The 22108-nt window shown below is 45.6% G+C and carries 18 protein-coding genes; 3 read left to right on the top strand and 15 right to left on the bottom strand.

The annotated features are described in order from the left end of the window. Nucleotides 1–38 precede the first annotated feature (38 nt). On the top strand, nt 39–914 hold the full coding sequence (locus tag R7Z50_RS12820) for a LysR family transcriptional regulator (protein ID WP_005384959.1): 876 nt from the start codon (nt 39–41) through the stop codon (nt 912–914). Between the two features lie 66 nt (nt 915–980). Here the strand turns inward: R7Z50_RS12820 and purF are convergent, their stop codons facing one another. From purF to fabB, 10 genes are all read right to left on the bottom strand, one after another. Then, a complete protein-coding gene (gene purF, locus R7Z50_RS12815; RefSeq protein WP_005380592.1) occupies nt 981–2495 on the bottom strand; it encodes an amidophosphoribosyltransferase in 1515 nt (504 codons plus the stop codon). Nucleotides 2496–2531: 36 nt separating this feature from the next. Continuing rightward, a complete protein-coding gene (locus tag R7Z50_RS12810) occupies nt 2532–3023 on the bottom strand; it encodes a CvpA family protein (RefSeq protein WP_005380590.1) in 492 nt (163 codons plus the stop codon). A gap of 61 nt (nt 3024–3084) precedes the next feature. Next, nucleotides 3085–3678 (bottom strand): SPOR domain-containing protein, encoded by a 594-nt coding sequence (locus R7Z50_RS12805; protein ID WP_005380588.1) that lies wholly within the window; start codon nt 3676–3678, stop codon nt 3085–3087. A 14-nt stretch (nt 3679–3692) separates the two neighbouring features. Then, nucleotides 3693–4955: a bifunctional tetrahydrofolate synthase/dihydrofolate synthase gene (gene folC, locus R7Z50_RS12800; protein WP_258474042.1), complete on the bottom strand. Its 1263-nt coding sequence runs from the start codon at nt 4953–4955 to the stop codon at nt 3693–3695. A 46-nt stretch (nt 4956–5001) separates the two neighbouring features. Then, the gene (accD, locus tag R7Z50_RS12795; protein ID WP_005380583.1) at nt 5002–5928 is read right to left on the bottom strand and encodes an acetyl-CoA carboxylase, carboxyltransferase subunit beta; all 927 of its coding nucleotides are present in this window, start codon (nt 5926–5928) and stop codon (nt 5002–5004) included. Between the two features lie 197 nt (nt 5929–6125). After that, the gene (gene truA / locus R7Z50_RS12790) at nt 6126–6920 is read right to left on the bottom strand and encodes a tRNA pseudouridine(38-40) synthase TruA (protein ID WP_033907367.1); all 795 of its coding nucleotides are present in this window, start codon (nt 6918–6920) and stop codon (nt 6126–6128) included. Nucleotides 6921–7062: 142 nt separating this feature from the next. Beyond that, a complete protein-coding gene (locus tag R7Z50_RS12785) occupies nt 7063–11070 on the bottom strand; it encodes a FimV/HubP family polar landmark protein (RefSeq protein ID WP_318149115.1) in 4008 nt (1335 codons plus the stop codon). 197 nt (nt 11071–11267) lie between these two features. Next, nucleotides 11268–12281: an aspartate-semialdehyde dehydrogenase gene (locus R7Z50_RS12780; RefSeq protein ID WP_005380562.1), complete on the bottom strand. Its 1014-nt coding sequence runs from the start codon at nt 12279–12281 to the stop codon at nt 11268–11270. Then, the gene (locus R7Z50_RS12775) at nt 12278–13411 is read right to left on the bottom strand and encodes a 4-phosphoerythronate dehydrogenase (protein ID WP_132936864.1); all 1134 of its coding nucleotides are present in this window, start codon (nt 13409–13411) and stop codon (nt 12278–12280) included. Before R7Z50_RS12775 ends, R7Z50_RS12780 begins: the two co-directional genes overlap by 4 nt. A 340-nt stretch (nt 13412–13751) precedes the next feature. After that, the gene (gene fabB, locus R7Z50_RS12770) at nt 13752–14963 is read right to left on the bottom strand and encodes a beta-ketoacyl-ACP synthase I (protein WP_005380557.1); all 1212 of its coding nucleotides are present in this window, start codon (nt 14961–14963) and stop codon (nt 13752–13754) included. A gap of 128 nt (nt 14964–15091) precedes the next feature. On the opposite strand from fabB, the gene mnmC reads away from it, so the two are divergent. Further along, the gene (gene mnmC, locus R7Z50_RS12765; RefSeq protein ID WP_206970956.1) at nt 15092–17110 is read left to right on the top strand and encodes a bifunctional tRNA (5-methylaminomethyl-2-thiouridine)(34)-methyltransferase MnmD/FAD-dependent 5-carboxymethylaminomethyl-2-thiouridine(34) oxidoreductase MnmC; all 2019 of its coding nucleotides are present in this window, start codon (nt 15092–15094) and stop codon (nt 17108–17110) included. An 83-nt stretch (nt 17111–17193) separates the two neighbouring features. Here mnmC and R7Z50_RS12760 read toward each other — a convergent pair whose 3' ends face one another. The 3 genes from R7Z50_RS12760 to R7Z50_RS12750 form a co-directional block, all read right to left on the bottom strand. After that, nucleotides 17194–17718, bottom strand: a complete 525-nt coding sequence (locus R7Z50_RS12760; protein ID WP_005380552.1) for an NADPH-dependent FMN reductase — start codon at nt 17716–17718, stop codon at nt 17194–17196. 146 nt (nt 17719–17864) lie between these two features. After that, entirely contained in the window at nt 17865–18128 is a 264-nt protein-coding gene (locus tag R7Z50_RS12755; protein WP_017635933.1) for a YfcL family protein, read from the bottom strand. A gap of 25 nt (nt 18129–18153) precedes the next feature. Continuing rightward, complete coding sequence (locus tag R7Z50_RS12750; RefSeq protein WP_005380546.1) at nt 18154–18684, bottom strand: elongation factor P hydroxylase; 531 nt, start codon at nt 18682–18684, stop codon at nt 18154–18156. A gap of 332 nt (nt 18685–19016) precedes the next feature. Between R7Z50_RS12750 and R7Z50_RS12745 the strand changes: the two genes are divergently transcribed. After that, nucleotides 19017–19640, top strand: a complete 624-nt coding sequence (locus tag R7Z50_RS12745) for a trimeric intracellular cation channel family protein (RefSeq protein WP_005380544.1) — start codon at nt 19017–19019, stop codon at nt 19638–19640. A 223-nt stretch (nt 19641–19863) separates the two neighbouring features. Here R7Z50_RS12745 and aroC read toward each other — a convergent pair whose 3' ends face one another. Beyond that, entirely contained in the window at nt 19864–20949 is a 1086-nt protein-coding gene (aroC, locus tag R7Z50_RS12740; RefSeq protein ID WP_206970957.1) for a chorismate synthase, read from the bottom strand. A gap of 180 nt (nt 20950–21129) precedes the next feature. Beyond that, complete coding sequence (gene prmB / locus R7Z50_RS12735; protein WP_005380541.1) at nt 21130–22062, bottom strand: 50S ribosomal protein L3 N(5)-glutamine methyltransferase; 933 nt, start codon at nt 22060–22062, stop codon at nt 21130–21132. Between the last annotated feature and the right edge of the window lie 46 nt (nt 22063–22108).

The raw sequence follows: 22108 nt of genomic DNA, 5'->3' as shown, positions 1-22108 counted from the left end.
AAATTAACCGTAATCGGTAATTTAATGTGTCTGGAAATATGAAATTAGATGACTTAAACCTGTTTCGACTGGTTGTCGAAAATGGGAGCTACACCGCAACTTCGCGAAAAACCATGATCCCGGTTGCGACCATCACCCGACGCATTCAAGCGCTAGAAGACTCTGTCAATCTTCGACTATTGAACCGTCATGCTCGCAAACTTTCGCTCACTGAAGCAGGGGAACGTTTTTACCATGAGTGCTCTCCTTTACTACAAAGGCTAACAACCGCAGCAGAGGAAATCACTGACGACTGCCGAGGAGCATCCGGCAAGATTAAGATCTCCGCGCCTTACAACTTAACTAAACGAATGATGATGCCGATGTTCAACAGCTTTATGAAGCAGTACCCGGACATCAACATTGAGCTAACGACAGAGAATAATGCGGACAAGCTTGACCCTACTGAATGGGATGTAATTTTTCGAGTGGGACCGCAACGCGACTCTAGCCTCATCGCGCGTAAGATTGGCGAAGTGAAGGATATTCTCGTTGCAAGCCCTGACTATCTAACCTCAAATCCTGCGCCACACCATGCAGAAGAGCTCTCTAACCATTCATTGCTAAAAGGGTACCCACTTATTAAGTGGACCTTGATTAATAGCAAAGGCGAGTCTGTGGTGAATGTTGATCGTGGTCGTTTTCAAGCAAACGCGCTCAATGTGGTGCGCAGTGCTTGTTCCGAAGGTTTAGGCATCACACTAATGCCAGATGTCATGATCAAAGAGTACATCGAGAGCGGCGATTTGGTACGCGTACTGCCAGATTGGAGTGCAAACCCGCGCGACATTTATATGCTTTACAACCACAAAGACCACCTGCCAGAGAAAGTTCGCCTCTTTATTGACTTTGTGATCGCTTATAACATTCACTAATTAAGTAGCGAAAACAAAAAACCAGAGCCGAAGCTCTGGTTTTTTTACGACTTAAGAAAACGCACCCTATGCGCCTTCGTTATGAAGCTCTAGGTTTGCTAAATCCTGTTGGATTTCAAGTTGTGTTTTCGCATCATCGTTACGAAGACCATCTAAAAAATCTAGGTATTGTTGGTCAATATCACCCGTTACGTATTCCCCGTTAAACACGGATGTATCGAACTGAGTAATGTCTTGGTTTCCAAGACCGACTGCCTCTACCAAATCTTCTAGACGTTGATAAATAAGCGCATCGGCACCAATCTGCTTACAAATTGTATCGTTGTCACGGCCATGGGCAATAAGCTCTGTAGCACTTGGCATATCAATGCCATATACGTTCGGGAAACGAACTTCAGGGGCCGCTGAGACCATGTACACTTTCTTGGCACCAGAATCACGAGCCATCTCAATAATCTGCTCTGACGTTGTACCACGAACAATAGAGTCATCCACCAGCAACACGTTCTTACCTTTGAATTCCGAACGAATAGCATTCAACTTGCGACGTACTGATTTCTTACGTTGTTGCTGGCCAGGCATGATAAACGTACGTCCAACATAACGGTTTTTCACGAAACCTTGGCGATAAGGGATATCGATCGCTTGAGCGATTTGCAGTGCAATGTCGCAAGACGTTTCAGGGATAGGAATGACAACATCGATATCAAGGTTTGCGTAATCTTCACGAATACGTTCGCCCAGCTTTTTACCCATTTCAACGCGAGCGCTGTATACCGAAATTTTATCGATGAACGAATCCGGACGAGCAAAGTATACGAACTCGAAAATACAAGGGTTAAGCTTAGGATTATCTGCACACTGCTTCGTGTAAAGCTCACCGTCAAACGTTGCGTAAATCGCTTCACCAGGTGCAACATCACGGACGAAATCAAAACCGACCGCATCCAATGCCACCGATTCAGACGCAACCATGTACTCTGCTCTGCCGTTAACTTCACGCTTACCTAAACACAGCGGGCGAATACCGTGTGGGTCACGAAATGCAATCATACCATGACCAATGATCATGGCGGTCACAGCATAAGCACCGCGAATTGTGCGATGAACATTGGTGACTGCGCGGAATACGTCTTCGGTCGTGACATTTCCTTTTACTGAGTCAATTTCGTGCGCCAGTACATTTAGTAATACTTCAGAGTCTGAAGTGGTATTGATATGACGGCGATCTTTTTCAAACAGCTTCTGACGAACTTCGTTAGCGTTAGTCAAGTTACCGTTGTGGGCAAGTGTAATACCGAAAGGAGAGTTTACGTAGAAAGGTTGAGCTTCTGAAGCACTTGAACTGCCTGCTGTAGGGTAACGAACATGACCAATTCCGACCTCGCCTTGCAGGCGCTGCATGTGTCTTGCTTCAAATACATCCTTGACTAAACCGTTCGCCTTACGCAGACGAAAACGATTGCTTTCTATGGTACAAATACCAGCGGCATCTTGGCCACGATGCTGTAACACCGTTAACGCGTCATAAATAGACTGGTTTACAGGCGTTGTGCCCACGATTCCAACAATACCACACATGTCCTAATCCTCGATTTGCGACAGTAGCTGGCACTACTAGATAGTGCCAGACAGAAAACTTGATGTTGCTTGTAAATGCTCGAAGAATGGGGCGATGATACGGCTGAACTCAGGGATCAACTGTGAATCTTTCCACCAATCCGAGCTTGGGAATGCAGTAAACGCATCCATAAAAAACAGCACCGCAGAAACAATTAAGACTCCGCGTAGACCACCAAATACAATCCCGAGAATTCGGTCCGTACCTGATAGCCCTGTTTTTTGTACCAGTTGACCAATGACGTAATTCACCACTGCACCAACTACCAAGGTTGCGACAAATAACGCCGCAATCGCCGCTCCGTTACGAAACATATCATCTTCGATGTTGGTGAAGTACACCGCCAATTTGGCATAGTAATTACTGGAGATAAAAAACGCTCCGAACCAAATCACCAAAGACAAAGCTTCTTTAGCAAAACCGCGAACTAAACTGATCAGAGCTGAAAATCCGATCACACCTAAAATGATAAAATCTATCCAATTCATCTTTTCTTCATCTTAAGTTGGCGCGCATTTTAACAGAAAAAATGCTGACGCAAACGTTTTCTTATGGATTTAATGGCTTAAATTTAAGCAATTGACCTTTTGAACCTGTAATTTTTTGTAATTCTTGAACTTGTCGTTCAAGTTTACTTTTTGACACATCAGGGCCAACAATCACTCTCGTAAACTCGTTTTCTTTCTTTGTGTGAGCTTGATAACCACGCTTTTGCAAATCCGCGACAAGCGCGACAGCATTTTCGTGATTCTTAAGTGCCATCAACTGAATGATCCAAGCTGAATCTTCATATTGATTTTTCTCTTGAACAGGACGAGTGACGACCTCAACTTGCTCTGGTTGTTTGATGACCTCAGGTTTAGATGTTGGCACTGGCTCGGGCTCAGAAACGGCTACTTGAGCATCCTCACGTTCTTGCACTACAGCTTCAACCGGAGAATCCGGTAACGTAATGTCGTCTTCCACTGGCTCTAATATTTCGAAGTTTTCCACATCACTATCAAGTTCTGGTTTGATAGGAATACTGGCAAATTCTTCTTTGTAGTGCAGTTTCTTACCATCTAGCACATCGGGAAGAACAATGACTCCGACTGCGACTAGAATGATGGTGCCGACTAAACGACTTTGGAATTTACTTGCCATCAAAATACCTTTGCTTATTTATTATTTGATTGCCAATGTTCCAATACCTCTCCGACGGTATGGAATGAGCCAACCACCAGAATAACGTCTCCTGCCTTTGCGTGGCTTCTCGCACTCTCGAAGGCGCCAACAGGGTTTTCAAAATGAACTTGCCCATCAGGTAAGTATTGGCACAATTCATCAGCGGTCGCCGCTCTCGGTCCAGTAAGCGACGCTGGATACCATTGTGTTGCAACTGGAGTTAGCGCTTCAATGGTTGCTTTAATGTCCTTGTCATGCAGCATTGCAACCACAATATGGATATTCTTACCCAGATATTGTTGCTTCACTCTTTCTACCAAATACTCAGCAGAGTGCGGGTTATGAGCGACATCAAGGACTATTTCAGGTTCGTGATGCAGTACTTGCATACGCCCCGCCAAACGAGCATTATTCAAGCCATTGACAATATTTATGTCAGTGATTTGCAATTCCGAAGCCCCTAGTGCCATCAGTGCAGTGGCTGCATTTTGTAATGGTAGCGATGGGATTGGTAAATCCTCTAACTCAAATGCCCCACTGCTCCATTTCCAACCATTATCAGTTAGTTGGTAATCGTACTGAATACCTACTTGGAAGAACTCAGAACCAATATCGTCAGCATGAGCCGCCACGGTCGCTGGTGGCGTCGGTTGACCACAAATTGCTGGCTTCCCTGAACGGTAAATGCCCGCTTTTTCAAAACCAATAACATTGATGTCATCACCAAGCCAATCCACATGATCGATCGCTAAGCTCGTAATAACAGAAACATCATGGTCAACAACGTTAGTGGCGTCTAGACGGCCGCCAAGTCCTACTTCAAGTAAGACAACGTCAACTTTCTCTACTTGGAAAATACGTAGCGCAGCAAGCGTACCGAATTCAAAGAGGCTAAGGCTAACATCACCACGCTGCTTTTCTACATAATCGAATGCTTCACAGTGCTTGGCATCTACAACGTCAACGCCATTAATGCGTACACGCTCGTTGTAACGAATCAGGTGCGGAGAACTATAAACACCGACTGAATAGCCAGCATCAAGTAAAATGGCTTCCATTAACGCACACGTTGAGCCTTTGCCATTGGTTCCGGCAACGGTGATTACGGTTGGAGCTGGTTTGGTAAGATTGGCTTTGTTTGCTACCGCTTGGACACGGTCTAAGCCTAGATCAATTGCTGAGGAATGAATATTTGCTAAATAATCAAGCCACATCTCTAATGAAGATGTGGCTTGAGGAATTGGGTTTTGGGTCATCTAACTTTAACCATTAAATTCTTTGGTTTTTATGTTAGTTGATACTTTACCCTTTTTCGTCCGCTTCTGGTACAGAATATGGCTCTTCATTTGGAGATTCGTTAACCGAAACCACCAAAGGAGACTTGTGGTTAGTCATCTTAGCGATAAGACCACCCACACGCTGACGCATTTCACGACGGTCAACGATCATATCAATAGCACCGTGATCAAGTAGGAACTCACTACGCTGGAAACCTTCAGGAAGATCTTCACGCACTGTTTGCTCGATTACACGACGACCAGCAAAGCCAATCAGAGCCTTAGGTTCACCGATGTTGATATCACCCAACATAGCCAAACTTGCTGATACACCACCCATTGTAGGGTCAGTTAGAACCGAAATAAACGGCAGACCTTTTTCTGATAAACGCTCAAGCGCAGCACTGGTTTTTGCCATTTGCATAAGAGACATTAATGCCTCTTGCATACGAGCACCACCACTTGCTGAGAAACAAACAAGCGCACAGTTATTTTCAATGGCTGCATCCACGGCTTTCACAAAGCGAGCACCAACGACTGAACCCATTGAACCACCCATAAAGGAGAATTCAAACGCACACGCCACAAGCGGCAGACCAAGCAATTCACCCTGCATAACAACTAGCGCATCTTTCTCGCCGCTGTTTTTTTGTGCAGCAGAGATACGCTCTTTGTATCGCTTAGAATCTTTAAATTTCAGTTTATCCTGTGGCTCAAGTTCAGAACCTAATTCAACTCGATTACCTTCATCTAAAAATGTTTCCAAACGACGACGCGCTTTCATACGCATGTGATGGTTACACTTTGGACAAACTTCTAAGTTACGCTCTAGTTCAGCATGGTATAAAACCTGTTCACAAGAGGTACATTTAGTCCACACACCTTCTGGGATAGAAGCTTTGCGTGAACTTACTAGATTACTTTTCTCTAAAATCTTTTCAAGCCAACTCATGGAAGACCTTTTCTCTCAACTCTTCCGCTTCATTGCGAAAGATATAAATTCGACATAATACCGACGGATTAAACCATATCTTGCAGCTACTGTAGATAAAAAACTGGTTGTACCTATTTTTGATATCGTAAATAGCGTATGTTTTCCGTTCACATTCAATGTAAACACTACCGATATTTTGAAATAAGTTTGTAAAATTAGTTCAAATTATCTGGTAAAAACAGTGGACCGATCGGCACTTCAGGTAACCCAAACTCTTCTGGGTAGTCTACATCTACCAGGTACAGACCTTCCGCTTTCGCTGTCGCACCCGCTAGTTTGCGATCTTTGGCGTCTAATAACCACTTGATCCATTCAGGACTCTCTTCGCCACGTCCAACTTTTATCAAGCTACCCGTGATATTACGAACCATATGATGCACGAACGCATTGGCTTTAATATCAATAACCACATAGTTCCCATGGCGCGTAACGTTCAGATGCATCAAGTTTCGAAATGGACTGCGAGACTGACAATGCGCCGCGCGAAACGACGTAAAATCATTTTCGCCGAGTAGGAACTGCCCTGCTTCATGCATTTTTTTCTCGTCGAGCTCACCATGATAGTGACTAACCCCCGAGTTTAAGATGCCTGGACGTAAAGCATGATTGAAAATAATGTAACGATAACGGCGCGCTGTCGCTGAGAATCTTGCATGGAAATCATCTGAAACTTCTTGAGCCCAACGAACCGCTATATCGCTCGGCATGTTCGCGTTTGCGCCCATGGTCCAAGCTACCATTTTTCGAGTAACGTTGGTATCAAAGTGCACAACTTGTCCCGTGCCATGCACGCCTGCGTCTGTCCGACCAGCACACTGAACTTCAACTGGGTGATTAGCGACGACGGACAATGCTTTCTCTAGCTCTTCTTGGACACTTTTCACTTCTCTTTGGCGCTGCCAACCAAAGTAGTTTGTACCGTTGTACTCGATACCTAATGCGATTCTCATCTTAACCTTCGAACTCTAAAATGGGGCGGGAAGTATATACTCAAGTCACCTCAAGTTGCCAGTTTCACCAAGGGTGACATAAAGGTAGCATCCTACTAACGGGACACAAAAAGGGTAGCAAACGCTACCCTTTTGTTTCGGTTTATCGGCCATTAATAGCGTCAATCAGGCTTTTTGCTTCGCGGCGAATATCATCCTCACCGTAAACAATCGCCTCTTCTAGTAGTTTAATCGCCCCTTGAGAATCGTTCATCTCGAGATAGATTTTAGCCAAATCCAGTTTCCCAGCCGCTTCAGCATTGTTATCTACGTCAATATCGCCGATCTCGCCGATAACATCTGGAAACTCGTTCAATCCGACATCGAGCTTAAGGTCTTCTTCTTCGAACTCACCACCTTCTCTGTCGACCTGAGCCATCAATTCATCAATCGTCATAAATTGATTTTTCTTCGGGTCGAAGTCATCCAAGTCGCTTTGCTCTGCCCAGTTTTCTTGCGCGATCTCTGGCTGACTTAGTGCATCACTCGAATTCCAAACATCACGCTGGTCCTCAGGCACTTCTTCAGTAGAACTTACGTTATCAGCAGCGGGTTTAAAGCCATCCCAATCATCTCCAACATCAAGCATGGTTTCAAAATCCATACCTGCACTTGCGATGGTGTCACTGTCTAGTTTACCTTCAAATACTTCTGAGTTTGCGTCTTCCGCAAGAAGGTTAGCCATTGATGATTCATCATCCAAATTACTGAGCGGCTCACCCTCTGTCGCTGTTGGCTGCACTTCTGGGTCAGTATCAAAGCCGTTTTGCTGCGCAAATACTTCAAACAAAGCATCATGATCGTTATCGGCTTGAATAGCTGGTCTCGATGTCTCTGCTTCAACCTTAGGGCTCTCTGACGCACCCTCGTTCATTGACGCGAGAACATCTTCCTCATTGAACTCTGGAAGATCTTCGTCGTCAAAACTTAACTCATCATCCTCACCGGAGATTGGTTCTATATCTGCAGTCTCAGAGCTCGGTAATTCTGGCTCTTCTTCCATCGACGCCAAGGCATCTTCTTCGCTGAACTCTGGCAAATCGAGCTCATCAAAATTGAACTCTTCTTCGGACTCAGTTGGCAAGTCGGCTTCAACTTGTTCTAGTTCAATGGACTCGGACGTTTCTAACTCCGGATCATCCACCATAGACGCCAATGCGTCTTCTTCACTAAACTCAGGAAGATCCAGCTCATCAAAATTGAATTCATCTTCTGATTCAGCTGGCAAGTCGGCTTCAACCTGTTCTGGCTCAACGGACTCGGACGTTTCTAACTCCGGCTCATCCGCCATAGACGCCAATGCGTCTTCTTCACTAAACTCAGGAAGATCCAGCTCGTCAAAATTGAATTCTTCTTCTGATTCAGTTGGTAAGCCTGCTTCAACTTGTTCTGACTCAACGGACTCGGACGTTTCTAACGCAGGTTCGCCAGCCATAGATGCTAGAGCATCTTCTTCGCTGAATTCTGGAAGATCTAGCTCGTCAAAATTGAATTCATCTTCTGAATCGTTGGTCGACTCAGTTTCCGGCTCCAATTCAGGTTCATCCAGTAGCCAATCTTCTTCTTGTGGAACACCGAATTCATTTTCTATTGTATTTGGTGTCGGCGTGAAGGCTGGAATGTCTTCCTCTTGCTCAACGTGAGGCTGTACCTCAGCATCGGACTCCACGGATGGTTCTTGTGTTGAATCAGTATCGGTAGCCTCTTGTTGTAGTGATGAAGCTTCCTCTATCTCCGTTTGTGTTTTTTCAACTTGCTGCGGTAAATCGTCTTCACTATCAAATAGAGCGTCAAGTTCAGCAGAAAAATCCGCTTTTTCTTGTTCTGTTGGCAGAAGTTCTTCACTGTCTGACTCAAATAGGTCGTCTAGCTCGCTCATTAAAGGATCATTCTCTGGTGAGAGGTCCTCTAAATCACCAAGAAATTCATCGCTGCTAAATGGCTCTGAGGCAGCCTCTGGCTCGGTTAATGGTTGATCTTCTACAGCTTGTTGCGTGTCTGGCTGGCTTTCACTTAATAAAGCGTCGATGTCCAACCCAGACTCAATGTCCTGATCTTCATGAGTTTGTTCTGACCCAACTACGGGAGATGGCTTTTCGTCGGCGTCTGGCTCACCAAAACCAAGTGATTTTAGTAACTCTTCCTCTTCCGATTTATTCTGCTCTGGGCTCTCGTCCTCTCGAATCAGATCATCAAACGGATCTAAATCAGCTTCAGTCTCTTCATCAAGTTCAGAGGTAACATCATCAATGAGTTCGTCCAGTAAGTCTGTGCTATCTGCGTCTAACTCTTCGATCGAGTCATCACCTTCAAAACCAGAGATTGCTTCTAGCTCGTTTAGTGGATCAAACTCGTCTGTGTCATCTTCATCAAAATCAATGAGTTCATCGAGTAGCTCTGTACTGTTTTCATCTAGAACAGGACCTTCATTGGCGTCAGCTTCTCGAACTTCCGATTCACTAGCCGGTTGTTCATACTGGGCCAATAGCTTATCGATATCGTCGTCAGATGCCTCTACTACACTAAAGTCATCATCCGAAACGGGGTGTTTTAACTCAGGCTCATCAGTATCTAAATCGAAGTCATCGTTGCCAAGTTCAGCAAACAAGTCATCAAGCATATCCTGGTCGACAGTGTCACTTGGTAACTCTTCTGACGGCTCATCGGCTGCAAGTAACTCGGCAAATGCGTCGTCTGAAAGCGAGTCTGATTTCTCATTCGCATCATCCGAAAGATCGAAGCCAGACTCATCGTCATCGAGCACTTCTAGTTCTGGAGCAACCTCATCTAAGGCTCGCTCCATTTCTTCTAAACCAAGCGCCTTTTCTTCGCCGTTGACTTGGATACCATTGTTCGATGACTCAAACTCATCCAGACCAACATCTAGGTCACCGTCATCGCCAATATCTGCAAATGGGTCATCGTCCCCTTCCAGATTGAAATCAAGTTCTTCATCGTCGAGGTTAGCAAAGACGTCTTCTTCTAAATCTGACTTCTCTTCTTGTAAAGACTGTGCGTTGATATCTTCATCTGCAAACAATTCATCATCAAGCGTGAGCTCTTCATCCAGCTCATCCGCCGCCGCTAAACCGATTGGCGCCGCAAGAGGATCAACGTTTTGCTGTTCCTGCGCAGCCGCTTCTTCCTCTTTCGCTTTAGAGCGTCGGCCAAGAAGCATAACAACTAGCAACGCAATCAAAGCACCAGGAATTAATGCCGCAAGACCAACGAGCCAACCATTAGACAAAATTTTGTCCATGGTGCTTGGTTGCATGCGCTGTTGTTCAGCAAGGCGTTGGCGCTCTTCAGCAAGCAGCTTCTCGACTTCTGAGCGAATGCGTTCTTCGTCATTCAACTCGCTTTTCAAAGTTTCGACTTCGCTTTGCACTTCTGACAGCATCAATCGAAGACGATGGTTCTTCTCTTCTAATGACTCTAATTCACTTTGTGAGCCTTGAAGTTTGTCCTTTAGCGCACTGACCTGCTTTTCACCCTGCGGAGAGGTGGTTACTGGTGGCGCAGGGATGACCGGTATTGTTTTCGGAGTTGGTTTTGGCTCCGTTGCTGCCACTGTCTCTGGCTTAGTCGCAGACTTGGGTTCTACTTTAATTTGTGGCTTTGGTTGCTCGGTGACTCGTTGTGCTGGCGTCGCTCTATTTGTCGGCTTCGGCTGTTTTAACTTAGCTTCATGCGCCTTCATAATCGCAACAGCTTGCGCTGTGGTCGCGCTTTGCACTTGCTCTAAAGAAGGTACTCGTAGCCGACTCCCTGGGATCAATTCATGAATGTTTTGGTTCTCAAACGCTTGAGGGTTAATTCGGTAAATGGCAAGAAGCGTTTGTTGAACGGTAACACCGCGTGAAGGTCGTAATTCTGAAGCGATCGACCATAGTGTTTGATTTTCACCAGTCGGACCAAAGAAACGTGACGGTTGAGTATTCGCAGGAGGAGCAGGTAATGCTCGCTCAATATCTTCAGCATAGCTCGGAGATGATTGCACTTCACCAGACGGTCCAACAAGACGAATTCCTTCGGCTTGAACCACTGATGATGTCTGAGTCGCGCTCATCAACACAAGGGCTGCTAACAAACGCTTATAATTTTGACGCATAGAAGGCTCAGTTTTGTGCTAGATACAATTTGAAATGGTGATCGGTTAAATATATCGGATATCGCATGCAAAACTATAGCGTTGAGAATAAAAAATGTGTGGCTCTCGCCATATTCGTACTAATCTCACACTATTTTGTTTCGTTCGTACAAAAAAGCCTCGCACTGTGCGAGGCTTTGAAATGAACTGTAAGCGACTTAGTAGTAATCGCGGATCAGAACTTCTGCGATTTGCACCGCGTTAGTTGCCGCGCCTTTACGCACGTTATCAGCAACAACCCACAGGTTTACGCCGCTATGATGGCTGATATCGTTACGGATACGACCAACCATTACATGGTCCTTACCGCCCGCATCGCGAACTTGTGTAGGGAAGTCTTCACCGTGGAACACTTCGATACCGTCAGTTTGCTCAAGCAAGTTAACGACTTCTTGTGCATCGATAGGTGAACGAGTCTCAATGTGAAGTGCTTCTGCGTGACCGTAGAATACAGGAACACGTACACACGTTGGATTGACTGTGATTGATGGATCGTTAAAGATCTTCTGTGTTTCCCACACCATTTTCATTTCTTCTTTGGTGTAGCCGTTTTCCATCATTTGATCGATTTGTGGAATACAGTTAAACGCGATCTGTTGAGAGAATTGCTTCTTGTCTGCAGGCAGACCGTTTAGCAGCTTCGCCGTTTGACCTGCTAGCTCATCGATACCCGCTTTGCCTGCACCAGATACCGATTGGTAAGTTGATACGTTAATACGCTCAATGCCCACCGCATCGTGAATTGGTTTTAGTGCAACCAACATTTGGATGGTTGAACAGTTCGGGTTCGCAATGATGTTACGGTTACGAAACTCTGCAATCGCTTCTGGGTTTACTTCTGGCACAACAAGAGGAATGTCGTACTCGTAACGGAAGTGTGATGTATTGTCGATAACAATCACGCCTTCATCAGCGGCAATTGGAGCCCACTTGGCTGATAGCTCACCACCAGCAGAAAACAGTGCGATATGCGCTTGAGACCAATCGAACTCTTCTACGTTTTGAACGCGTACCGTTTTACCATTGAAGCGATAAGTCTTGCCTTCGCTGCGCTCACTCGCGAGTAGGAAGATTTCGCCTACTGGGAATTTGCGCTCTTGAAGCACATCCAAAATTGTTTCACCGACCGCACCGGTCGCACCTAAAATGGCAACATTATATTGCTGGCTCATTGACTTACCTCAATCTGAAAACCTAGTTCTGCTAATGGAGCAAGGTTACATGTTTTGTTACCCACTAGCGTGACAGCGCTGTATTCACGGCGATCCCAGTAGTTTTTACGCATCAGGTCAAAAGAGCCTGGCTTACTGATTTCGCGGCGGAAAAGAGCGTCATCTCTACGCACATCATAGATTAACTGCGTGATGTTATGCAGTGTTGCTTCGTCCCAAGCTCTGTCCAATACCATAGTAGGAACAGGCGCGGTTGGCAGTAAATCGCTGGCATGCGCACGTAATTCGTTATTTAAGAACTCACAGTAGCTGTTGAAAATCATCGTTGTACCGCGAGCTTTCCCTTCCAAGCCGTAGCCTGCAACGTGAGGGGTTGCGAATGCTAGCAGAGGCAGAAGCTCCATATCAACCTCTGGTTCAAATTCAAATACGTCGAGTGCCGCTGTAAAGCCATCATTTTTCAAAAGACGTTGCTTCAAAGCAGCGTTGTCAACGATGGGACCTCGAGCCGCGTTAATCAAAATTTGATCGCTGCGGAGACCATTTAATACCTTCTCATCAATCAAATGATGCGTTGGGTATGGGCCATCTTTGGTGATTGGCGTATGTAGTGTAATGATGTCTGAGCTTTCAATCAGTTCTGTCAACGGAGTAAAGCTACGAGGATCACCAGCCTCTTGTTTGAATGGGTCATTGATGAGAACTTTAATACCCATGCCTTTCAAACATTTCTCTAGGTAGCTACCTACTTGGCCTGCACCAATAATACCTACCGTCTTGTCAAATACCGAGAAACCTTGTTGCTGAGCGAGCACCATCATCACGCTGAACGCGTATTCCGCCACACCCACTTTGTTACACCCTGGCGCCGCAGTGAAGAAAATGCCTTTCTCTTTTAAGAGTGCTTGGTCAACATGATCCATGCCTGCCGTGGCCGTACCAACAAACTTCAGCTTGTTTGCTTTGCTGATCAGGTCAGCATTCACTTTGGTGACTGAGCGAATCATTAGGGCATCAACATCCACTAAATCATCGGCGGTCAGTGTACGACCTGGTTTTAGAATTACGTTACCGAGTTGGCTGAATAGTTCTTCAGCATACGGCATATTTTCATCAACAATAATTTTCATAGCGCCAGCGTTCTAACATCCATTTGTAAGAGTTCGTTTATTCGCAAGATGCGAAACTAAAGCGATTGTGCCCTTTTCCCGAAAAATCTCAAGATATAACACCAATAAACCTCAAGGAGGTAACTCCTATAGAATCGATTGACGGGAAGCCTAGAGAAAAGCAGAAACAGAGAAAAGAAAAAGCCCGGCTAAATAGCCGGGCAAAGTTCCAGAACAAAAGGATCCTATCCCGCTCTCCATGGGATAGAGTCTGCGTCTGTTCGATCAGTGTGACTGATCAAGCTCTGGAAACTGGATTGTTGGCGTTTACAGTACTCTCGCAAGGCGCCAACAAATTCAGTTAACCTTGGTACTTTTTAATAACCAAAGTTGCGTTTGTGCCGCCAAAGCCAAAGCTGTTTGACATTACGGTCGTTAGCTCTGCATCACGTGCTTCTGTCACGATGTCCAGACCTTGTGCTGCTTCGTCCAAGTTTGAAATATTGATGCTTGGAGCAATGAAGTTTTTGTCTAGCATAAGTGTTGAGTAAATTGCTTCGTGCACGCCCGCTGCGCCGAGTGCGTGGCCAGTCATTGCTTTTGTTGCAGAGATTGCAGGGCTGTTCTCACCAAACAATTGTTGGATAGCACCAAGCTCTTTCACGTCACCAACTGGTGTCGATGTGCCGTGCGTGTTGATGTAATCCACACCATCAACGTCTTGCATCGCCATCTTCATACAACGAATTGCGCCTTCACCTGATGGCGCTACCATGTCGTAGCCATCTGATGTCGCACCGTAACCTACGATTTCACCGTAGATTTTCGCACCACGTGCCAGTGCGTGCTCTAGTTCTTCAATAACCAGCATGCCGCCGCCGCCCGAGATAACAAAACCGTCACGGTCTGCATCGTATGTACGAGATGCTTTGTCTGGCGTGTCATTGTATTTGGTTGACAGTGCGCCCATCGCATCAAACATCATAGTTTGAGACCAATCTAGCTCTTCGCCGCCACCAGCAAAAACAATATCTTGTTTGCCTAGTTGAATAAGCTCCATAGCATGGCCGATACAGTGTGCAGATGTTGCACATGCAGAGCTCATTGAGTAGTTCACGCCACGAATCTTAAATGGCGTAGCAAGACAAGCAGAAACAGTAGAAGACATAGTACGAGGAACCATGTAAGGACCAACTCGCTTTACGCCTTTGGCGCGCATCGTGTCTGTCGCTACCGTTTGATTGTATGCAGAAGCACCGCCAGAACCTGCAACGATACCGGTACGATCGTTTGAAACCTGCTCTTCTGTAAGACCAGCGTCTGCGATTGCCTGCTCCATTGATAGGTATGCATAAGCAGCCGCATCACCCATAAAGCGCATCTGCTTACGGTCGATGTGTTCCGCCGGGTTGATTTTTAGGTCACCCCATACTTGCGAACGAAGACCGTGTTCTTTGAACTGCTCAGATGCAGTGATGCCAGATTTGCCCGCTTTAAGAGACGCTAGAACTTCTTCGACGTTGTTACCGATACTTGAAACAATACCCATACCGGTGATTACGACTCGTTTCATTATGACATTCCTATAATTCAAAAATCCGCTAGATGATAACTAAGATAGTCAACAAAAGTGGTCAGCTTTCCCATAAATTCGTACAATCGCCCCATTCTTACCGCGCCAAATCACAAATTTGCACCATTATGACTTCAATAAAAAACGCAGAACTTGGTTGGAACGAAGCTGGTACTCCGGTTTCAGACCAATTTGATGATGTTTACTTCTCTAACGTAAACGGTCTTGAAGAGACACGCTACGTTTTCTTAAAACAAAATCATCTCCCAGAAAGATGGCAGGAATTTGACCAAAGACGTTTTGTCATTGGTGAAACCGGATTTGGCACGGGATTAAACTTCTTAGCAGTATGCCAGTGGTTTAGTGAGTTTCGTCGTCAGCATCCGGACGCAACATTGAAAGAGCTGCATTTTATTAGCTTTGAAAAATACCCATTAAGCAAAGCCGATTTAAAGAAGGCGCATGAAGCTTGGCCTGAGCTAGCTGAATACGCGGAAAAGTTACAAAAGCACTACCCTGCCGCTGTGCCGGAGTGTCATCGCATTGTTTTAGAAGACGGCGCAATCACACTCGACCTTTGGTTTGGTGACATTAAAGACTGCATGCCGCAAGTCCCATACAACGAACAAGGTTTGATTGATGCTTGGTTCTTAGATGGATTCGCGCCAAGCAAAAACCCAGAGATGTGGAACCAAGGCCTGTTCAACAACATGGCAAAGCTAGCCAAGCAAGATTGTACAGTTGCCACGTTTACCGCAGCAGGCTTTGTACGTCGTGGTTTGAACGAAGCTGGCTTTACAATGAAAAAGGTGAAAGGTTTCGGCACTAAGCGAGAAATGATCGCCGGCTCTATGGAGCAAGGTGAAAAGCAGTCGAACCATCTCCCTTGGTTCAATCGCACAGCATCTAGCAATCTTGATTCGATTGCCATCATTGGTGGTGGTATAGCCAGCGCGGCGTTAGCGAAAACGTTAGTTCGTCGTGGCCAAAACGTCACCCTTTACTGTAAAGACAAACAACCAGCCAAAGGAGCGTCGGGTAATCGTCAAGGGGCCGTGTATCCATTGTTGAACGGTCCCCATACTGGCGTTTCGCGTGTGTTTGCTCCTGCATTTTTGTTCGCACGTCAGTTTGTTGAACAAGCAGCACAAGAGATCGATTTTGATCATGACTGGTGTGGCGTAACTCAGTTGATGTGGGATGACAAATCCACAGACAAACTGGAGAAAATGCTTGCGGGTAACTTCACTCCAGAGCTCATTCAAAAGCTGTCCGCCGAGGAAACTGCGAACACTATCGGGTTACCTATTGATATGGCGTCTGTGCACTACCCAATGGGAGGGTGGCTGTGCCCTGCCGAGTTAACGCGTGGGTTAATTAAACAATTGGAGAAGACGTCGTTACTCTCAACGAAGTTTGAACATCTTGTTGAGGCATTAGATTGGGATGAAAAGCGTCAGCTCTGGCTACTAACGGCGAGTGGTCAAACATTTGAGCACTCAACGGTTGTAATTGCGAACGGCCATGAGTTCCAGACATTGAGTCAAACCGCTTCCCTACCAATGGGACAAGTGAAAGGACAAGTCAGTCATGCGCCAGCAACCGAAACGCTGAGTCAGCTGAAAACGGTGTTGTGTTACGACGGTTACATGACACCTGTTAACCCAAGTAATCAACACTTGTGTATCGGTGCAAGCTACGACCGCAGTCACCTTGACTACGAATTTGATGAAAACGCCCAAAAAGATAATGCGGAAAAGCTAGTGAAATGTGTACCGAATCAAACATGGGCAAAAGAGGTAGATATCACTGATAATCAATCTCGCCAAGGTATTCGTTGTGTTAGCCGAGATCACTTACCATTTGTCGGGAATGTGGGTGACTTTGAGACGATCAAAACGCAATACGCCAACTTACAAAATCAAAAAGCAGAAGAGGTAGAAACCATTCATCAGTACCCTAACCTATTCTGCTTCTTAGGTTTAGGATCTCGTGGACTGAGCTCTGCACCATTATTAGCTGAAGTGTTGGCCTCCCAGATCTGTGGGGACCCGCTGCCATTACCGGTTGATGTATTGACCGAACTTCACCCAAGTCGAATGTGGGTTCGTAAACTAAGAAAAGGCAAAGCCATTACCGAGCTGTAAGAGTATTCTCTCGTTTTAATTCCCGACACAGATACGTGATACGTGTCGGGAATCGCTAACTCACTAAGTTGCTCGTACTGAGATTACTTCAGCAGTGCAACTGCCTGTTTCACTTGCTCTGCCACTTCTGGGTTTACAACCTTACCCGATTCCACGTCAAAATTTTCGTAGAAGCTCGGCACAGATAACGATGCCTTTACATCCGCGCCAAAAAATTGAGCAGAACCTGTCGCCGCCGCAAGAACACTTTGTGCACCACCGGGACCTGGGGAAGTTGCTAAATAAACGACAGGTTTGTTTTGAAATACATTACGCTCAATGCGCGTCGCCCAATCGAACAAGTTTTTATAGGCCGCTGGGTACGAACCGTTATGCTCTGCGAAGGAAACAACGAGAGCGTCAGCCTCCGCCAAGTCACGTAAAAACGCGACAGCCCCTTCAGCTTGACCTATTTCTTTCTCTTTGTCCTCGCTAAACATTGGCGCTTGATAATCGTTTAAGTCTAGAACATTCACTTGAGCGCCTTCGACTTGATTTGCTGCGTATGTAGCAAGTAGTTTGTTGATTGAGGTAGAGCTGGTAGATGCACCAAATGCGACAATTTTCATGGTTGTAATCCTTTGTTCACGTTTTATGCTGATCAGAATAAAAGTTGAACAGTTTCGCTACAACCACAAAAATTTTATGGAGAGGTTCGAATTTTTCGAAGTAGTAAATGACTAGGATTAAATGAAGGGAGAACGCTGCTTAGGGATTAAGCCTGAGCCTGGAGCTCTTGCCACAAATCACTGACAATTACGCGATCGGCCGGGCTTAACTCGGTACGCGCATTTTCTAAGCTGCTCTCAATGCGTGACTTCAGCTCAGTAATATCGCTAATCCCTTCTTCTTCACAAGACGCCGCGGATAAAGAGATGTGACCACGTAAATAACCACCAGCAAACAATTCATCGTCAGATGCTGTTTCAATTCGAGCATCAATCAGTTCCAGTAGTTTTTCTTCAAATTCAATAATCATGGTGTATCTCTGAGGTTATTAGTGGTTATTTAACGCAAAAGTCCGACGCTTCCAGTGGCTTAGTTTGATAAAATGCGCGCAGGGCATCAGAAAGCATTTTCACTCGCAAAGGCAAGCCAACGTCCAAAATACCCAGCACTTCTTTATGCACTTTTTTCATAAAGCCGAGCCTATCTGGTTCAAAATCGCCGTGTAGATTGTCACAACTCACCGTAAAAGGGAAGCCAGCGCTTTGTGCCAGAATCCATTCATAAGCTTGAGGTCGCACTTCAACTTTCTCAAACTCCGCTTGAACTTCTGCTGTTCGCCCATCGGGTTCATACCAATAACCAAAATCTTCCAGCAAACGACGCTCTGGACCAGCCACACACCAATGCGAAATCTCGTGTAAAGCAGAGGCGTAAAAACCCCGAGCAAAAATAATCCGATGATGAGGGTGTTCATCATCAGCAGGAAGATAAATAGGCTCATCACCACCTAACTCTAATTTCGTATTAAATTGTTCTAAAAAGGTGTCATTAAAAATGGTGATTAAGTCTTGGTATTCGTGGGTCATCGTCGAGTTTGTACTTCAGTTTGACATGCGCTGCATATTGTCGCTGTTTTTAGCTATGAGGTAAAGGCAACCCCACATTTTTGGTTATTAGTTGAATTTATCTGAAGGTCGCTTTCTCCATACAATTTCTCATTCGTCAGCGTACTTATTTACCACTACACTCTCGCCTTATTTTGATGCCGTTCAAACCGCTATTTTTAAGCCGTTTGATTACAAGCATGTTGCTGGTTTTAATCACTTTTTAAGAGAGATAGAACCGTTTGTAAGTGTTGTTACTTCGCCTACGCTGATTCTCGTAGAACGTAGTGACTTTTTACGTTGAGTGTTTCCCTATGTTGCTAAGTGTGTTGTATATCATTGGTATCACGGCTGAAGCCATGACAGGTGCGTTAAGTGCTGGTAGAAGAAAGATGGACTGGTTTGGTGTTATGTTGGTGGCCAGCGCAACGGCCATTGGTGGTGGCACCGTACGTGACATTCTATTAGGCCACTACCCTCTTGGTTGGGTAAAAAACCCAGAGTTCCTTGCAATTACGTGTGTTGCAGGTGTGCTAACAACAGGTTTAGCGAAATGGGTGATTAAGCTGAAAGGTCTGTTCATTCGCCTCGATGCATTAGGTTTAATCGTGTTTAGTATCATCGGAACAAAAATTGCGATGGGCATGGGCTTGCACCCTGGTATTTGTATGGTTTCAGCGTTAGTAACGGGTGTATTCGGTGGGCTACTTCGTGACTTAATCTGTCGCCAAACACCATTGGTACTGCATGAAGAGCTTTACGCTTCTGTCGCTCTTATCGCATCAGGAATGTACTTAGCGCTATTAGAATTCAATGTTCCCGATGTCACTGCCACGATCATTACACTGGTTACTGGTTACATGCTGCGTATGGCTGCAGTGCGCTTTAAGTGGCGTCTGCCTTCTTTCCATTTGGAAACCGAAGGCTCGATTCATTAAGCAAAAACTACTTAAACAAAAAAGTTTGCCTGATAAAATTGTGCCACCCGCGATTCAGTGAGTGGCATAATTTTATATTCAGTCATCCTGAACAGCGACGAAGGAGCATGATTCAGGATCTATTATCCGAGCACTCTGTTGTCAGAGATGTTTCTTTCTCTTTTCATCGTGCTGAAATTAGATTCCTAGTCTCGCTATAGCTCGCTGGAATGACACAAAGCTCTTAAATCTTTGGAGTCTCGGTTTGTACGCCATGGTTTTGACCACGGTGGCGTAGTAAATGATCCATCACCACAATTGCCAGCATCGCTTCTGCGATAGGCACAGCACGAATACCCACACATGGGTCATGACGACCTTTGGTGATCAACTGAGTTGGTTCACCTTCTTTTGTGATGGTCTCACCCGGCACAGTGATACTTGATGTTGGCTTAAGCGCAATGTTAGCGACAATGTCTTGACCAGTCGAGATACCGCCAAGAATGCCACCCGCATGATTACTACCAAAACCTTCAGGAGCAAGCGTATCACGGTGTTGACTGCCTTTTTGGTTTACCACCTCGAAACCGTCTCCGATTTCCACGCCTTTCACCGCGTTTATGCTCATTAGTGCGTGCGCGATGTCTGCATCCAAACGGTCAAATACGGGTTCCCCAAGACCAACAGGCACGTTAGTTGCCACAACCTGGATTTTTGCGCCAATAGAGTCGCCTTCTTTTTTCAGGTCACGGATAAGTTGGTCAAATGCTTCTACTTTGTCAGCATCAGGGCAGAAGAATGCATTGTTCTCGATTTCGTTCCAATCTACCTTGTCGATAGATACATCACCCATTTGTGACAAGTAAGCACGAATCTCAACACCAAACTCATCTTTTAAGTATTTCTTCGCGATTGCACCAGCAGCCACACGCATTGCGGTTTCACGAGCTGAAGAACGGCCGCCACCGCGATAGTCGCGGACGCCATATTTTTGGTGGTAAGTGTAATCAGCATGACCCGGTCTGAACTTATCTTTGATGTCAGAGTAGTCTTTTGAGCGCTGATCGGTGTTTTCAATTAGCAAACCGATCGATGTGCCCGTGGTTTTGCCTTCAAAAACGCCAGAAAGAATTTTAACTTCATCCGGTTCACGACGTTGTGTGGTGTAACGTGATGTGCCTGGACGACGGCGGTCGAGATCGATTTGTAGATCTGCTTCTGTAATTTCCAACCCCGGAGGACATCCGTCTACGATACATCCCAGTGCGATACCGTGACTTTCCCCGAATGTCGTCACTCGGAAATGTTGTCCGATACTGTTTCCTGCCATTACTTCCTCAAGTTTTTTATCGCCACGCTCTCTCAAAACAGAGCATAGCTGCTTTCCAATTCTTCGTGGATTCATAGTGGCTTTATTACGTTTTGATGTAAAGAGTTAATATCGGCGAGGTATGCATAAAAAAACACCGAGCATAAAGCTCGGTGTTTTGATGTTTAGTGCAAGACTCTATTAGTCTTTGTACAGTTTAAACTCTTCTGCACACTCAACCAGCTGGTCACGCGTTAGCATAAATACGCCATGACCGCCGTTCTCGAACTCAATCCAAGTAAATGGAATCTCTGGGTACTGTTCCATCATATGAATCATTGAGTTTCCGACTTCACAAATAAGAATGCCGTTATCTGTTAGATAATCTGGCGCGTTAGCAAGAATACGACGCACTAGTTTTAGACCATCCGTACCCGCAGCTAGCCCAAGCTCAGGCTCATGCGTGAACTCATCTGGCAGGCTGTTCATGTCTTCTTCATCCACATATGGTGGGTTGGACACGATTAGATTGTATTTCTCTTTTGGAAGATCACGGAACAAATCAGAGCGAATTGGGAACACTTGCTGCTCCATGCCGTGATCTTGTACGTTTTGCTCAGCCACTTGTAGAGCATCTGTAGAGATGTCGATCGCATCCACTTCTGCTTCAGGGAAAGCGTGCGCACAAGCAATCGCGATACAACCAGAACCCGTACATAGGTCCATGATGCGCGTAGGCTCTTCCACCAACCAAGGTTGGAATTCCGCTTGAATCAATTCGCCGATAGGAGAACGTGGCACAAGTACACGCTCATCAACGAAGAACTCAAGACCGCAGAACCATGCTTTGTTTGTTAGGTATGCTGTTGGCGTACGCTCGTTGATGCGTTTTACTACGCGCTCAACAATACGCAGACGCTCGCTTGTCGTTAGGCGAGAGTTCAATACGTGCGGAGGCACATCAATCGGCAAGTATAAGGTTGGCAGGATAAGCTGAACAGCTTCATCCCACGCATTATCAGTACCATGACCGTAAAACAGGTTCGCTGCATTAAAGCGGCTTACCGTCCAACGAATCATATCTTGAAGGGTATGCAGTTCCGATACCGCTTCTTCTACAAAAATCTTATCCAAAATTGCCTCCGAAAAGCGCTACAATACTGCCAATAAAGTTTATTAA

The sequence above is a fragment of the Vibrio sp. 1249-1 genome, from assembly GCF_033340495.1.
The sequence above is the reverse complement of the archived record's forward strand: the minus strand, read 5'-3'. Positions and strand labels throughout refer to the sequence as shown.

Excerpts from the sequence above, each read along its gene's own strand:
- accD (WP_005380583.1), bottom strand. The coding sequence starts at position 5,928 with ATGAGTTGGCTTGAAAAGATTTTAGAGAAAAGTAATCTAGTAAGTTCA.
- R7Z50_RS12780 (WP_005380562.1), bottom strand. The coding sequence starts at position 12,281 with ATGAGCCAGCAATATAATGTTGCCATTTTAGGTGCGACCGGTGCGGTC.
- R7Z50_RS12785 (WP_318149115.1), bottom strand. The coding sequence starts at position 11,070 with ATGCGTCAAAATTATAAGCGTTTGTTAGCAGCCCTTGTGTTGATGAGC.
- R7Z50_RS12755 (WP_017635933.1), bottom strand. The coding sequence starts at position 18,128 with ATGATTATTGAATTTGAAGAAAAACTACTGGAACTGATTGATGCTCGA.
- fabB (WP_005380557.1), bottom strand. The coding sequence starts at position 14,963 with ATGAAACGAGTCGTAATCACCGGTATGGGTATTGTTTCAAGTATCGGT.
- R7Z50_RS12810 (WP_005380590.1), bottom strand. The coding sequence starts at position 3,023 with ATGAATTGGATAGATTTTATCATTTTAGGTGTGATCGGATTTTCAGCT.
- mnmC (WP_206970956.1), top strand. The coding sequence starts at position 15,092 with ATGACTTCAATAAAAAACGCAGAACTTGGTTGGAACGAAGCTGGTACT.
- folC (WP_258474042.1), bottom strand. The coding sequence starts at position 4,955 with ATGACCCAAAACCCAATTCCTCAAGCCACATCTTCATTAGAGATGTGG.
- aroC (WP_206970957.1), bottom strand. The coding sequence starts at position 20,949 with ATGGCAGGAAACAGTATCGGACAACATTTCCGAGTGACGACATTCGGG.
- R7Z50_RS12750 (WP_005380546.1), bottom strand. The coding sequence starts at position 18,684 with ATGACCCACGAATACCAAGACTTAATCACCATTTTTAATGACACCTTT.
- R7Z50_RS12820 (WP_005384959.1), top strand. The coding sequence starts at position 39 with ATGAAATTAGATGACTTAAACCTGTTTCGACTGGTTGTCGAAAATGGG.
- R7Z50_RS12805 (WP_005380588.1), bottom strand. The coding sequence starts at position 3,678 with ATGGCAAGTAAATTCCAAAGTCGTTTAGTCGGCACCATCATTCTAGTC.
- R7Z50_RS12745 (WP_005380544.1), top strand. The coding sequence starts at position 19,017 with ATGTTGCTAAGTGTGTTGTATATCATTGGTATCACGGCTGAAGCCATG.
- R7Z50_RS12760 (WP_005380552.1), bottom strand. The coding sequence starts at position 17,718 with ATGAAAATTGTCGCATTTGGTGCATCTACCAGCTCTACCTCAATCAAC.
- purF (WP_005380592.1), bottom strand. The coding sequence starts at position 2,495 with ATGTGTGGTATTGTTGGAATCGTGGGCACAACGCCTGTAAACCAGTCT.
- truA (WP_033907367.1), bottom strand. The coding sequence starts at position 6,920 with ATGAGAATCGCATTAGGTATCGAGTACAACGGTACAAACTACTTTGGT.
- R7Z50_RS12775 (WP_132936864.1), bottom strand. The coding sequence starts at position 13,411 with ATGAAAATTATTGTTGATGAAAATATGCCGTATGCTGAAGAACTATTC.